Genomic DNA, 13228 nt, shown 5'->3' on the forward strand with positions numbered 1-13228 from the left:
ATCAGCGATCCTTGGGATCGAGCGCATCACGCAACCCATCGCCCACAAAGTTCAAGGAAAACAGCGTCAGCACGAAGAAGGTCGCCGGGAAGATCAAAAGCCATGGCGCCGACTGGATGTTCTGCGCACCTTCCGAAATCAGCGCACCCCAGCTGGTCAAGGGCGCCTGCACACCCAGACCGAGGAAGGACAGGAAGCTTTCCAGAAGAATGACCTTCGGCACCACGACAGTGACGAACACGACCACAGGCCCGATGGTGTTGGGGATGATATGACGACGGATGATCTGCCAGTCGGTCAAACCCAGTGCCTGCGCAGCACCCACGAATTCACGACGTTTCAGAGCCAGCGTCTGCCCACGTACGATACGCGCCATATCCAACCATTCTACCGCCCCTATGACGAGGAAGATGAGAATGAAACTTCGCCCAAAGAACACCACGAGCACGACGACGAGAAAGACGAAGGGCAGCGAATAGAGGATTTCCACGAAACGCATCATAGCATTGTCGACACGCCCACCGATGTAACCGGCGGTCGCGCCGTAAACGACGCCGATGCCGAGCGACACGAGGCTGGCGAGAACGCCAACCGCAATCGATATCTGCCCGCCGAGCATGACGCGCACGAGAAGATCGCGACCATTGCTGTCGGTGCCGAAGAAGAAATATTCGCGGTTCACATCGCCTTCGAGTTTCAGCGTGCGGCCATCGTCTTCGGTTGCCACGACCTTGGTGTTTTCAAACTCGTTGGCGCGATCAAAATAGCGCGTGGTGCGCGGATCGATCTGGCTGGAAGAGGTAACGGTTGCCGTGAACGACTGGCCTTCGACGGCGAATTCCTTGAGCTGGACGCGAGCGCGCTCGGCAACGCCTTCCATCACACCTTGAAGACTTCCGGCATCGGGCCGTGCGTCAAGGCTCGGCGGTACGGAAACATAGGAAGAAAACACCTGATCATAGGTATGGGTCAGGAAATGCGGGCCCAAGAACGAAAACAGCGTGATCAGCACCAGCATGACCGAACCGGCCATGGCGGCTGTGTTGCGCCGGAAGCGCATGGTGGCAAGCTGGAACAGGCTTCGGCTTTTCACCGAAGGAGAAACGGCTGATGTGCCGGGGATATCAGTCATGTCTGACCCTCGGATCAAGAAGGCCGTACAGAATATCGACCACAAGATTGAAAACGATGACGAACAGCGCGATGAGAACGACGGTTCCCATGACAAGCGTATAGTCACGATTAATAGCGCCCAGCACGAAGTAGCGACCGACACCGGGAATGGTGAAGATCGTTTCGATGACGGCAGAACCGGTCAGCAGGGCAGCCGCGCAAGGCGCAAGATAGGACACGACCGGCAGCATGGCTGCGCGCATGGCATGAACGATGACGACGGTGCGACCAGGAAGACCGTAGGCTTTCGCGGTACGGATATGGTCCATCCGCAAGGCTTCGATCATCGATCCGCGTGTCAGCCGTGCGATGACGGCAAGCTGCGGCAAGGCAAGCGCAATCATCGGCAGCAGAAGATAGCGCAACGAACCATCCCCCCAGCTTCCCGCCGGCAGGAGACCGAGCAAAACCGCGAAGACCAGCGTCAGCACCGGCGCAACAACAAAGTTAGGCACTGTGACGCCAACCGTCGACACCGACATCAGCGAGAAGTCGAACAGGCTGTTCTGCCGAAGCGCTGCAAACGTCCCGGCCAGCACGCCGCCGATCAGAGCCAGCATGAGCGCATAGAAACCAAGCTCCAGCGAATAGGGCAAACCTTTGCCGATCAGCTGGGCAACGGTGTTGTCCTTATAGATGTAGCTGGGACCGAAATCTCCGGTCACGGCATTCTTTAGATAGATGAGATACTGGCGCCACAATGGTTCATCCAGATGATAGGTTCTCATCAGGTTTTCCATTGTCTGCGGCGGCAATGGCCGCTCCAGATTGAATGGACCACCCGGTGCGAACCGCATCAGGAAAAACGAAATCGTGACGACGATAAACAATGTCGGCACGGCGCTCGCCAGACGGCGCAGGATAAAAGAGATCATTATATTTTAGGCTCCGGGCATGGCACGGTGGCTAAAGCACTTCGCAACATTCATTTGCGACGAGACTTTAACGCGTTCTACGGATCATGTCGCGCAAAAGCTCCAGGCTCTTGCGCGACATGCTCTAGAACGACCGTGGCAGCACTGCTTATTCGGAAACGCTCAGGAAGCGGCTGAGGTGTTCATTGGCTGCATTGTCTTCCCAGCCCTTCACACGCTTTGACACCAGCCAGAGATCGGCCTGTGTCAGGAACGGCGCAACCGGCTGCTCCTTCATGAGAATAGTTTCAGCTTCATGAAGGATTTTCGAGCGGGCAGCCTCGTCCTTCTCCTCGTACGACTTCTTCATCAGAGCATCGAATTCAGGATTGTTGAATTTCGAGTAGTTGAAGGTCTTGTTTGTCGAAACAGAAAGATTGAGGAAGTTTTCCGCATCCGCATAGTCGGCAACCCAGCCAGCACGAGCAACATTGAACTTGCCGCCTTCCTGCAGGTAGCCGTAGTGCGAAGCAACGTCGAGATTGACGAGCGATACCTTGGCACCGAACGTGGTTTTCCACATATCGGCAACGGCCGTGGCCACACGTTCATGGTTGGGGTTGGTATTATAGCGGATTTCAACGGAAAGCTGCTTACCGCCTTCACCGTAGCCCGCTTCCTTCATCAGCTTGACGGCTTCGTCTTCGCGGTCCAACTGGGACATGCTCGCAAAGTCCGCTTTGGCAGGCTCGCCATAGTTGGCCATGCCTGGGGGAACCATGGAGTATGACGGAAGCTGCGAACCGCTATAGATTTCCTTGGCAAGGAAATCGCGGTCTACGGCCATGGAAAGCGCGCGACGGACACGCACGTCATCATATGGAGCTTCGCGTGTGTCGAACGTGTAATAATATGTTGCAAGCGTTGGCGAAACACGAACTTCGTCACCGTAAGCCTTGCGCAGGCGCTCCAGCTGATCCGCCGAGAAGTTATAAGCGAGGTCCATTTCCTTCGCTTCGAAGCGGCGGACAGACGCCGCCTGATCGTCGACCGGATAGAAGATAACCTTGTCGATCTTGGTATTGGCCGCATCCCAGAAATTGGTGTTCTTGACCACGGTCAGGCTATCGTTGGGAACGTGAGCCTCAAGCTTGTATGCGCCGTTAGACACCATGACGCCGGGCTTTACGAAGTCTGCACCGTTCTTTTCCACGCTGGCCTTGGAAACAGGCAGCGCGGTCTGGTGAGCCAGCAGCTCGAGGAAGAATGGCGTCGCACGCTCGAGCGTGATTTCCAGTGTCTTTTCATCCACGGCCTTTACGCCAAGTTCTTCGATCCTGGCTTCGCCCTTGTTGATTTTTTCTGCATTCTTGATGGGGTAAAGAATGTTGGCATATTTTGCCGCAGTCTTGGGGTCTTCGACACGCTGGTAAGAGAACACGAAGTCCTCGGCGGTTACTGGCGTACCGTCCGACCACTTCGCATCAGCGCGAAGCTTGAACGTGTAGACGGTACCGTCATCCGAAACGGTCCAGCTCTCGGCTGTACCGGGAACGATCTTGCCCGCTGCATCGTAAATCGTCAGGCCTTCGTAGAGATCCTTGACGATAAATGCTTCGATATTGATCGAGGTCTGGGCCTGGTCGAGGGTCTGCGGCTCGCCCGCATTGCCACGATGAAGAACGGTTTCTGCAAGAGCTGAACTGGCGCCAATCAGAAGCGAGCCCAGCAAAAGTGCTGCCCGCGTTGTTGTTTTTATAGAATTCATTTTTTTATTTCCCCATAAATTGTGAGAGACCGCAAACAAGGACAAATCGTGCAAAGGCGCAACCCCAATATTTATCGGACGGACAATTTAGCTGCTTTACAGGTCGTCCTTGTGGAAAACGAACGTCACAAAAGCACCTTCGCACTTTCGCTTTTTAATGAAATGAAATAAAACGAAAATCGATGCGGCGACTCCGGGTAAGGAATTCATGTTTTTCACGACACGCCAATTGGAAATCATCGAACTCGCGAAGTCCGAAGGCAAGGTCATTGTCGATGATTTGGCGACCCGCTTTTCCGTTACGGCACAGACGATCCGAAAAGACCTGAACGACCTGTGCGAAGCCCGCGCGCTGACGCGCATTCATGGCGGCGCGATCTTTCCCAGCAGCACCGAAAACGTAAGATACGAGGCCAGGCGCTCCATTGCGGCTTCGGAAAAGCAGGCGATAGGCCGGGCGGCGGCAAATCTTATCCCTGACAGGTCCTCGCTTTTCATCAACATCGGCACCACAACAGAAGCGGTCGGAGACGCGCTGATTGACCACGGCGAATTGATGGTTATTACCAATAACATCAATGTTGCCAATCGCTTGCGGATTTTCCCGGGCATCGAAGTCGTCATTGCTGGCGGTGTCGTCCGCGGCACGGATGGCGGAATCGTCGGCGAGGCCGCAGTTGATTTCATTCGACAGTTCAAAGTGGATTACGCCGTCATCGGTGTATCGGCCATCGACCGGGATGGCGCGCTGCTCGATTACGATTTTCGCGAGGTGAAAGTCGCGCAAGCCATCATGGCCAATGCCCGGCACGTGATTCTGGTTTCGGACTCCAGCAAGTTCGACCGCACGGCACCGGTCAGGATCGGTCATCTCTCACAGATTCATACCTTCATCACCGATCACTGCCCGCTGCCATCCGTGAAAACCATATGCCGGGAAAACGGCGTTCGGCTGGTGGAAACGGAAAACGGTAAGCCGAAGGACTAAACCGATTAACATTCGTTTGACATTCGTTTTGTTTTCATTTTAATTCCCTGTAATTTCGAATTCAAAGAATAAGCGGCAGAATGTCGCGTCAGGGAGACGGCAGTGAGTGAGCAGGCGGTCCGCGATATTTTCGTGATCGGTGGCGGCATCAACGGGTGCGGAATCGCGCGTGATGCTGCCGGTCGCGGCTATTCCGTGACCCTGGCCGAGATGAACGATTTCGCCTCCGGCACCTCGTCTGGCGCAACCAAGCTTATCCACGGCGGTCTTCGCTATCTCGAACATTACGAGTTCCGGCTGGTCCGCGAAGCGCTGATGGAGCGCGAAGTGCTGTGGGCCATGGCCCCGCACATCATATGGCCGATGCGCTTCGTTCTGCCGTTCCACAAGGGTGGTATTCGCCCGGCATGGCTGATCAGGCTTGGGCTTTTCCTTTACGACCATTTGGGCGGCCGTAAGCTGTTGCCTGCTACCAAATCTCTCGACATGCGCCGCGATCCCGCTGGAAAACCACTGAAGCCGCTCTTCACCAAGGCTTTCGAGTATTCGGACGGTTGGGTGGACGATGCGCGTCTGGTGGTGCTGAACGCGCGGGACGCCGCCGACCGTGGCGCGGACATCATGAGCCGCGCGAAGGTTGTTTCTGTTCGTCGCGAAGGCGGGCTTTGGAATGTAGACGTCAAGGACAACGCGACAGGCACCGTCAAGACCGTTCAGGCGCGGATGCTGGTCAACGCCTCCGGTCCATGGGTGGACAAGGTTCTGTCCAATGCAGCGGGCAAAAATCAGGTGCACAATGTGCGCCTGGTTCAGGGCAGCCACATCATCGTGAAAAAGAAGTTCACCGATCCCCGCGCCTATTTCTTCCAGAACCCCGACAACCGCATCATTTTCGCTATCCCTTACGAGACTGACTTCACCCTGATCGGCACGACGGATCGGGATTATCAGGGCGACCCCGCCGATGTTAAGATCAGCGGCGAGGAGACGGATTATCTGTGCAATGCCGCCAGCGAATATTTCGCCGAGCCAGTGACGAAGGACGATATCGTCTGGACCTATTCGGCAGTCCGCCCGCTGTTTGACGACGGCGCATCCAGCGCGCAGGAAGCCACGCGCGATTACGTTCTGAAGCTGGAGAACGCGTCCGGCGAAGCGCCCTTGCTCAACGTTTTCGGCGGCAAGCTCACAACCTATCGCCGTCTGGCGGAACATGCGCTTGAGAAGGTGGCGGAAGCCATCGGCGACAAGGGCAAGCCGTGGACCGGCAAAAGCTCGCTTCCGGGCGGTGATTTCGCCGCCACCGGCTACGAGGCGGAAGTCAAGAAGCTCAACACAAAGTATGGCTTTCTATCCGAGCGTCAGGCGCGCAGACTTGTGCGCCTCTACGGAACGAAAGCAAATGCCATTCTTGGGAGTGCGGCGAGCATGGAGGCGCTCGGCCAGCATTTCGGAGGCGATCTTTACGAGCGCGAAGTCGAATGGCTGATGCGACAGGAATGGGCCAGAACCAGCGACGACGTGTTGTGGCGCAGAACCAAGCAGGGGCTGCATTTCTCATCTGAGGAAGCGGCTGCACTGAACGACTACATGATGGCGGCCATCGCCGCCTGACGAGAACCCGCAAGGTCACTCGTACCGTATTGAAGCAGACACCTTGCAGGTTGGGAGGCCTCGGGACAGCATGCTGGAATTACGCAATATCGCTAAGATGGTGGGTGGTGATTACCACATCTACCCAACCAATCTGACCCTCAAGCGGGGCACTTTGAACGTGCTGCTGGGGCCGACGCTGTCTGGAAAGACGTCGCTGATGCGGCTGATGGCCGGTCTGGACAAGCCGACCGAGGGCCAACTGCTGTTCGATGGGGCCGACGTGACCGGCAAGCGCGTGCAGGACCGCAGCGTTGCCATGGTCTACCAGCAGTTCATCAACTACCCGGCACTGACCGTCTACGAAAACATCGCCTCCCCGATGCGGATCGCCAAGAAGGATGCGGCGACCATCGACCGCGAAGTACGGCGCGCCGCCGACATGTTGCGGCTGACGCCCTATCTCGACCGCACACCGCTCAACCTTTCCGGTGGTCAGCAGCAGCGCACGGCGCTCGCCCGCGCCATCGTCAAGAATGCGAGCCTCGTGTTGCTGGACGAGCCTCTCGCCAACCTGGACTACAAGCTGCGCGAGGAACTGCGCGAAGAGCTGCCGAAGATTTTCGCGCTATCCGGTGCGATCTTCGTTTATGCGACGACCGAGCCATCCGAAGCCCTGCTTCTGGGCGGCAACACGGCTACCATGCATCAGGGGCACATCGCCCAATATGGCAGCACCATCGATCTCTACAGAAATCCGGTAGACCTTGTCTCGGCCCGAACATTCGCCGATCCGCCACTCAACAGCATCGAACTGACACGCTCCGGCGCGTCGTTTTTACACAATGGTGAACACGTCTTTCCGGTGCCCGCCCATCTCTCAGGCATTGCCGATGGCCCCGTGACCGTGGCGTTCCATCCGCACCACCTCTACCCGACACCCACCGATAGTGGAGCAGTGAAGCTGGCCGCGAAAACGCTGATCTCCGAAATTGCCGGTTCCGAAAGCTTTGTCCATGTCGATTTTTCCGGCAATCGCTGGGTGATGCTGACGCGCGGCATTCTCGATATCGAGCCGGACAAACAGATCGATATCTATCTGGATACCCGCCATCTGATGGCATTCGATGCGAATGGCCGCTCGCTTGCAACCCCGCAACAAGCAGCCGCGTGAGGAGAAGAGACCATGGCACGCATCAGTCTCGACCACATCCGCCACGCTTACAACGCCAAGGCCAAGGCGGCCAATGATTACGCCCTGAAGGAGGTGAATTACGAGTGGAGCGATGGCGGTGCCTACGCGCTGCTCGGCCCATCCGGCTGCGGCAAGACGACCCTGCTCAACATCATTTCCGGCCTCATCAATCCGTCCCATGGCCGTATTCTGTTCGATGGCAAGGACGTGACGAACCTGCCGACGGAACAGCGCAACATCGCGCAGGTGTTCCAGTTTCCCGTCATCTATGACACCATGACCGTCTACGACAATCTGGCCTTTCCGCTGCGCAATCGGGGCGTCTCAGAAACGGATGTTGATCGTCGCGTCACCGAAATTCTCGAGATGATCGACCTCTCCTCCTGGGCCAAGCGCCGGGCTCATCGCCTGACGGCGGACCAGAAGCAGAAGATTTCGCTGGGGCGTGGGTTGGTGCGCAGCGACGTCAACGCCATTCTCTTCGATGAGCCGCTGACGGTGATCGACCCGCATATGAAGTGGGTGCTGCGTTCGCAATTGAAGCGGCTGCACCGCCAGTCGGGCTTCACCATGGTTTATGTCACCCACGACCAGACCGAAGCCATGACCTTCGCCGACAAGGTCGTCGTCATGTATGACGGCCAGATCGTGCAGATCGGCACACCTGCCGAACTGTTCGAGCGGCCAAGCCACACCTTCGTCGGTTATTTCATCGGCTCTCCAGGCATGAACTTCATGCCCGTGTCACTGGACGGCGCGCAGGCGAAAATAGGCGATCAGCATGTCCTGCTCGACGCAGCGCCAAGTGTCGAAACCGGTGCGAAAACGGAACTCGGCATTCGCCCGGAATTCATCTCGCTTGGGCGCGAAGGCATGCCTGTCACCATCAACAAGGTGGAGGATATCGGTCGCCAGAGAATTGTCCGTACCAGCTTTGCCGGTCATCCACTGACCGTCGTGGTGCCTGAAGATGGCGACATCCCGTCAGAACCCCGAGTTACTTTTGATCCCAAGGCCATCGGCATCTACGCCGATAGCTGGCGCGTTGGCACGGGAGCCTGAGCCATGGAAAAAACGGTCAATAACAAGGCTTGGTTTCTGGTTATCCCGGTTCTGATCCTCGTCGCGTTTTCCGCCGTCATTCCGCTGATGACGGTCGTCAACTACTCGGTTCAGGACACGTTCGGAAACAACCAGTTCTTCTGGGCGGGAACCGACTGGTTCGTGCAGATGCTGCATTCGCCCCGCTTCTGGGATGCGCTGATGCGCAACCTGATTTTCTCTTTCGTCATTCTGGCGATCCAGATTCCGCTCGGCATTCTCATCGCGCTCAACATGCCGAAGACAGGCCTCGGCGTGCCGGTTTGCCTCGTGCTCATGGCGCTGCCGCTTCTCATTCCGTGGAACGTCGTCGGCACCATCTGGCAGGTGTTCGGTCGCGTCGATATCGGCTTCCTCGGCCATTACCTCTCGAAAATCGGCATCGATTATAACTACACGCAGGACCCGGTGGATGCCTGGGCAACCGTCATCATCATGGATGTGTGGCACTGGACGAGCCTTGTCGTGCTCTTGTGCTATGCGGGTCTGGTTTCTATTCCCGACGCCTATTATCAGGCAGCCCGTATCGATGGCGCATCGCGCTGGTCTGTGTTCCGCTACATCCAGTTGCCGAAGATGAAGCGGGTGCTGCTGATCGCCGTTCTGCTTCGCTTCATGGACAGCTTCATGATCTACACCGAACCCTTTGTCGTCACAGGCGGTGGCCCCGGCAATTCCACCACCTTCCTGTCCATTGATCTCGTGAAGATGGCGGTGGGCCAGTTCGATCTGGGTCCGGCAGCGGCGATGTCGATCATCTACTTCCTGATCATCCTTGCGCTTTCGTGGATTTTCTACACCGTCATGACCAATAGCGATGAACAGGTTTGAGAAAGGAGAAGTTCATGAGCAATTCAAAATCCATCACCCGCTTCTCCTTCCTCATTCCGACGATCTACATCGTCTTCCTGCTGCTGCCGATCTATTGGCTTGTGAATATGAGCTTCAAGGAAAATGGCGAGATTCTCGGTGCCTTTTCGCTGTGGCCGCAAAACCCGACGCTGCGCAATTACACCATCATCTTCACCGATCCGGCATGGTACAACGGCTACATCAACTCCATCATCTATGTGGTGATGAACACGGTGATTTCGGTCGCCGCCGCGCTGCCTGCCGCTTACGCTTTCTCGCGCTACCGCTTCCTTGGCGACAAGCACCTGTTCTTCTGGCTGCTGACCAACCGCATGGCACCGCCTGCCGTTTTCGCCCTACCCTTCTTCCAGCTCTACTCGGCCTTCGGTCTGATCGACACGCATATCGCGGTGGCGATTGCACACTGCCTGTTCAACGTTCCCCTTGCGGTCTGGATTCTCGAAGGCTTTATGTCCGGCGTTCCCAAGGAAATCGATGAGACCGCCTATATCGACGGTTATTCCTTCCCTCGGTTCTTCGTGAAGATTTTCATGCCCCTGATCGCCAGCGGCATCGGTGTCGCGGCCTTCTTCTGCTTCATGTTCTCGTGGGTGGAGCTGCTGCTGGCCAGAACCCTGACGACAACAGCCGCCAAGCCGATTGCCGCGACCATGACCCGCACCGTTTCTGCATCGGGCATGGACTGGGGCGTGCTGGCTGCTGCTGGCGTGCTGACCATCATTCCCGGCGCGCTGGTCATCTATTTCGTCCGAAACTACATCGCCAAGGGCTTTGCCCTCGGCCGCGTCTAACGAAGGAGAAGCATCATGAATTTTTCCTGGATGGCATGGACGCTGCCGACGGCGCTGTTTTTTCTGACCATATTGCTGCTGCTGATTGGCATGGCGGTTTGGGAATATATCTCGCCCGGCGGCAATCCGCGCGTCGGCATCTTACGCTTCGAGACGACACGCGGCGACCGGCTGTTCGTGTCGCTGCTCGGCTCCGCATTCATCCACCTGGCATGGCTCGGCTTCGTCGGCCCCGGTCTCTGGTGGGCACTGGCTCTTTCGGTTGTCTATGCGATTGGCGTGTTCCGCTTCGTATAGGCCAACCGACTGAAATACCGGGCAGGAGGACCGCCCGGACTATCGCTACGCAATCGCAAACCTTGGGAGGATGATTATGCGAATGCATCTTTTGACAACGACGGCAGCAGCGCTGCTGGCACTGACCGGCGTGGCAAACGCCGGAATGAATGAAGCCAAGACCTTTCTGGACAAGGAAATCGGCGATCTCTCGAGCCTGAGCCGTGCCGATCAGGAAAAGGAAATGCAGTGGTTCATCGATGCTGCAAAGCCTTTTGCTGGCATGGACATCAAGGTCGTTTCGGAAACCCTGACGACGCATGAATACGAGTCCAAGGTACTGGCCAAGGCCTTTACCGAAATCACCGGCATCAAGATCACCCACGACCTCATCGGCGAAGGTGACGTGGTGGAAAAGCTGCAGACGCAGATGCAGTCCGGCGAAAACATCTATGACGCCTTCGTCAACGACAGCGACCTCATCGGCACACATTGGCGCTACCAGCAGGTTCGCAACCTCACAGACTGGATGGCGAAGGAAGGCAAGGACGTCACCAATCCCGGTCTCGACCTGAAGGACTTCATCGGCACCAAGTTCACCACCGCGCCTGACGGCAAGCTCTACCAGCTGCCCGACCAGCAGTTCGCGAACCTTTACTGGTTCCGGTATGACTGGTTCAACGACGACAAGAACAAGGCCGACTTCAAGGCCAAGTACGGTTACGACCTCGGCGTTCCCGTCAACTGGTCTGCCTATGAGGACATTGCCGAATTCTTCACCGGTCGTGAAATCAACGGCAAGAAGGTCTACGGCCATATGGATTATGGCAAGAAAGACCCATCGCTCGGCTGGCGCTTTACCGATGCCTGGCTATCCATGGCTGGCAACGGCGACAAGGGCCTGCCGAACGGTCTGCCGGTCGATGAATGGGGCATCAAGGTCAACGAAAAGTCCCAGCCGGTCGGCTCCTGCGTTGCACGCGGCGGCGACACCAACGGACCTGCATCCGTCTACGCCATCCAGAAATATCTCGACTGGTTGAAGGCCTATGCGCCTCCGGCAGCGGCTGGCATGAACTTCTCCGAATCCGGCCCCGTTCCGGCGCAGGGTGAAGTGGCCCAGCAGATTTTCTGGTACACGGCCTTTACAGCTGATGCGGTCAAGAAGGGACTGCCTGTGGTCAACGAGGACGGCACGCCAAAATGGCGCATGGCCCCCTCCCCGCATGGCGTTTACTGGAAGGATGGCATGAAGCTCGGCTATCAGGACGTGGGTTCCTGGACGCTGATGAAGTCCACCCCTGACGACCGCGCCAAGGCTGCATGGCTCTACGCACAGTTCGTGACATCGAAGACCGTAGACGTGAAGAAGAGCCATGTCGGCCTGACCCTTATCCGCGACTCCTCGATCAACCACGAAAGCTTCACCAAGCGCGCCAAGGATCTCGGCGGCCTGATCGAGTTCTACCGTTCGCCAGCCCGCGTTCAGTGGTCTCCAACCGGCACCAACGTTCCTGACTATCCAAAGCTGGCACAGCTTTGGTGGCAGGCTGTGGGTGATGCGTCCTCTGGTGCAAAAACCGCGCAGGAAGCGATGGACTCGCTTTGCGCCGAACAGGAAAAGGTCTTGCAGCGTCTGGAACGCGCTGGCGTTCAGGGCGAAATTGGACCGAAGCTGGCCGAAGAGCACGATCTTGAATACTGGAACAAGGACGCCGTTGCGAAGGGCAACCTTGCACCCCAGCTGAAGATCGCGAACGAAAAAGAAAAGCCGATGACCGTCAACTATGACGAACTGGTCAAGAGCTGGCAGAAGTAAGTCTGCTGAAAGGAACGAACGCCGGGACAACGATACTGTCCCGGCGTTCTGCTGTTTGGGTCAACCTTGCGGCTGCTTCGTCTTGCGCAGATACGGCAGCACCGTATCGAACGAACCGAACCGCGTAATCGCATCCTCATTCGAAACCGCCGCCGTTATGATGACGTCTTCGCCCTGTTTCCAGTTGGCGGGCGTAGCGACCTGATGTTTGGCGGTCAGCTGGATGGAGTCGATGGTACGCAGGATTTCATCGAAGTTGCGACCCGTCGTCATCGGGTAGGTGAGGATCAGCTTGATCTTCTTGTCAGGGCCGATGACATAGACGGAGCGAACGGTGGCGTTATCGGCGGGTGTGCGGCCCTCGGAGCTTTCGCCAGCATCGTCCGGCAGCATGTCGTAAAGCTTGGCAACCTTTAGGTCCTTGTCGCCGATCAGCGGATAGCCGACTTCAAAGCCGGTTGCGGTCTGGATGTCCTGCTTCCACTTCGAGTGACTTTCCACCGGATCGACCGAAATGCCGATGACCTTGACATTGCGCTTTTTGAACTCGCCGTCCAGACCTGCCATGGCACCCAGTTCGGTCGTGCAAACAGGCGTGAAATTCTTCGGGTGAGAAAACAGAACTGCCCAGCTATCGCCGATCCAATCGTGAAAGCTGATTTTCCCTTGGGTTGTATCAGCGGTAAAATCAGGGGCGGTCTGGTTGATACGCAACGTCATTATAGGCTCCAAGCATGAAAGAGTGACAATCATTGTCTCTTTTGAGGCTTTCAATGTCGCCAAATAATCATTCGGAA

The 13228-nt window shown here is 56.9% G+C and carries 12 protein-coding genes; 8 read left to right on the plus strand and 4 right to left on the minus strand.

What is annotated here, in order from left to right; genetic code table 11:
* Position 1: 1 nt before the first annotated feature.
* The 3 genes from ASF29_RS13430 to ASF29_RS13440 form a co-directional block, all read right to left on the minus strand.
* Positions 2-1132, minus strand: a complete 1131-nt coding sequence (locus tag ASF29_RS13430; RefSeq protein WP_062451170.1) for an ABC transporter permease subunit — start codon at positions 1130-1132, stop codon at positions 2-4.
* Positions 1125-2048 carry an oligopeptide ABC transporter permease OppB gene (gene oppB, locus ASF29_RS13435; RefSeq protein ID WP_062451171.1) on the minus strand — a complete coding sequence of 308 codons (924 nt, stop codon included), beginning with the start codon at positions 2046-2048 and terminating at the stop codon, positions 1125-1127. The genes ASF29_RS13430 and oppB overlap by 8 nt, the downstream gene beginning before the upstream one ends.
* A 148-nt stretch (positions 2049-2196) precedes the next feature.
* Positions 2197-3795 carry a peptide ABC transporter substrate-binding protein gene (locus ASF29_RS13440; RefSeq protein ID WP_062451172.1) on the minus strand — a complete coding sequence of 533 codons (1599 nt, stop codon included), beginning with the start codon at positions 3793-3795 and terminating at the stop codon, positions 2197-2199.
* A gap of 208 nt (positions 3796-4003) precedes the next feature.
* On the opposite strand from ASF29_RS13440, the gene ASF29_RS13445 reads away from it, so the two are divergent.
* The 8 genes from ASF29_RS13445 (at position 4004) to ASF29_RS13480 (ending at position 12431) form a co-directional block, all read left to right on the plus strand.
* A complete protein-coding gene (locus tag ASF29_RS13445) occupies positions 4004-4783 on the plus strand; it encodes a DeoR/GlpR family DNA-binding transcription regulator (protein ID WP_062451173.1) in 780 nt (259 codons plus the stop codon).
* 102 nt (positions 4784-4885) lie between these two features.
* A complete protein-coding gene (gene glpD, locus ASF29_RS13450) occupies positions 4886-6397 on the plus strand; it encodes a glycerol-3-phosphate dehydrogenase (RefSeq protein WP_062451174.1) in 1512 nt (503 codons plus the stop codon).
* Between the two features lie 70 nt (positions 6398-6467).
* On the plus strand, positions 6468-7550 hold the full coding sequence (locus ASF29_RS13455) for an ABC transporter ATP-binding protein (RefSeq protein WP_062451175.1): 1083 nt from the start codon (positions 6468-6470) through the stop codon (positions 7548-7550).
* A gap of 12 nt (positions 7551-7562) precedes the next feature.
* On the plus strand, positions 7563-8633 hold the full coding sequence (locus ASF29_RS13460) for an ABC transporter ATP-binding protein (protein ID WP_062451176.1): 1071 nt from the start codon (positions 7563-7565) through the stop codon (positions 8631-8633).
* 3 nt (positions 8634-8636) lie between these two features.
* The gene (locus ASF29_RS13465) at positions 8637-9503 is read left to right on the plus strand and encodes a sugar ABC transporter permease (RefSeq protein WP_062451177.1); all 867 of its coding nucleotides are present in this window, start codon (positions 8637-8639) and stop codon (positions 9501-9503) included.
* Between the two features lie 14 nt (positions 9504-9517).
* A complete protein-coding gene (locus tag ASF29_RS13470) occupies positions 9518-10336 on the plus strand; it encodes a carbohydrate ABC transporter permease (RefSeq protein WP_062451178.1) in 819 nt (272 codons plus the stop codon).
* 15 nt (positions 10337-10351) lie between these two features.
* On the plus strand, positions 10352-10633 hold the full coding sequence (locus ASF29_RS13475; protein ID WP_062451179.1) for a DUF2160 domain-containing protein: 282 nt from the start codon (positions 10352-10354) through the stop codon (positions 10631-10633).
* Between the two features lie 76 nt (positions 10634-10709).
* Entirely contained in the window at positions 10710-12431 is a 1722-nt protein-coding gene (locus ASF29_RS13480; protein ID WP_062451180.1) for an ABC transporter substrate-binding protein, read from the plus strand.
* Positions 12432-12491: 60 nt separating this feature from the next.
* On the opposite strand, the gene ASF29_RS13485 is transcribed toward ASF29_RS13480, so the two are convergent.
* Positions 12492-13151: a peroxiredoxin gene (locus ASF29_RS13485; RefSeq protein WP_062451305.1), complete on the minus strand. Its 660-nt coding sequence runs from the start codon at positions 13149-13151 to the stop codon at positions 12492-12494.
* Positions 13152-13228 lie beyond the last annotated feature (77 nt).

The sequence above is a fragment of the Rhizobium sp. Leaf262 genome (genome assembly GCF_001422245.1).
In the GTDB taxonomy this organism is placed as follows: domain Bacteria; phylum Pseudomonadota; class Alphaproteobacteria; order Rhizobiales; family Rhizobiaceae; genus Agrobacterium.

Excerpts from the sequence above, each read along its gene's own strand:
- ASF29_RS13475 (WP_062451179.1), top strand. The coding sequence starts at position 10,352 with ATGAATTTTTCCTGGATGGCATGGACGCTGCCGACGGCGCTGTTTTTT.
- ASF29_RS13460 (WP_062451176.1), top strand. The coding sequence starts at position 7,563 with ATGGCACGCATCAGTCTCGACCACATCCGCCACGCTTACAACGCCAAG.
- ASF29_RS13480 (WP_062451180.1), top strand. The coding sequence starts at position 10,710 with ATGCGAATGCATCTTTTGACAACGACGGCAGCAGCGCTGCTGGCACTG.
- ASF29_RS13430 (WP_062451170.1), bottom strand. The coding sequence starts at position 1,132 with ATGACTGATATCCCCGGCACATCAGCCGTTTCTCCTTCGGTGAAAAGC.
- ASF29_RS13440 (WP_062451172.1), bottom strand. The coding sequence starts at position 3,795 with ATGAATTCTATAAAAACAACAACGCGGGCAGCACTTTTGCTGGGCTCG.
- ASF29_RS13445 (WP_062451173.1), top strand. The coding sequence starts at position 4,004 with ATGTTTTTCACGACACGCCAATTGGAAATCATCGAACTCGCGAAGTCC.
- ASF29_RS13465 (WP_062451177.1), top strand. The coding sequence starts at position 8,637 with ATGGAAAAAACGGTCAATAACAAGGCTTGGTTTCTGGTTATCCCGGTT.
- ASF29_RS13470 (WP_062451178.1), top strand. The coding sequence starts at position 9,518 with ATGAGCAATTCAAAATCCATCACCCGCTTCTCCTTCCTCATTCCGACG.
- oppB (WP_062451171.1), bottom strand. The coding sequence starts at position 2,048 with ATGATCTCTTTTATCCTGCGCCGTCTGGCGAGCGCCGTGCCGACATTG.
- ASF29_RS13455 (WP_062451175.1), top strand. The coding sequence starts at position 6,468 with ATGCTGGAATTACGCAATATCGCTAAGATGGTGGGTGGTGATTACCAC.
- ASF29_RS13485 (WP_062451305.1), bottom strand. The coding sequence starts at position 13,151 with ATGACGTTGCGTATCAACCAGACCGCCCCTGATTTTACCGCTGATACA.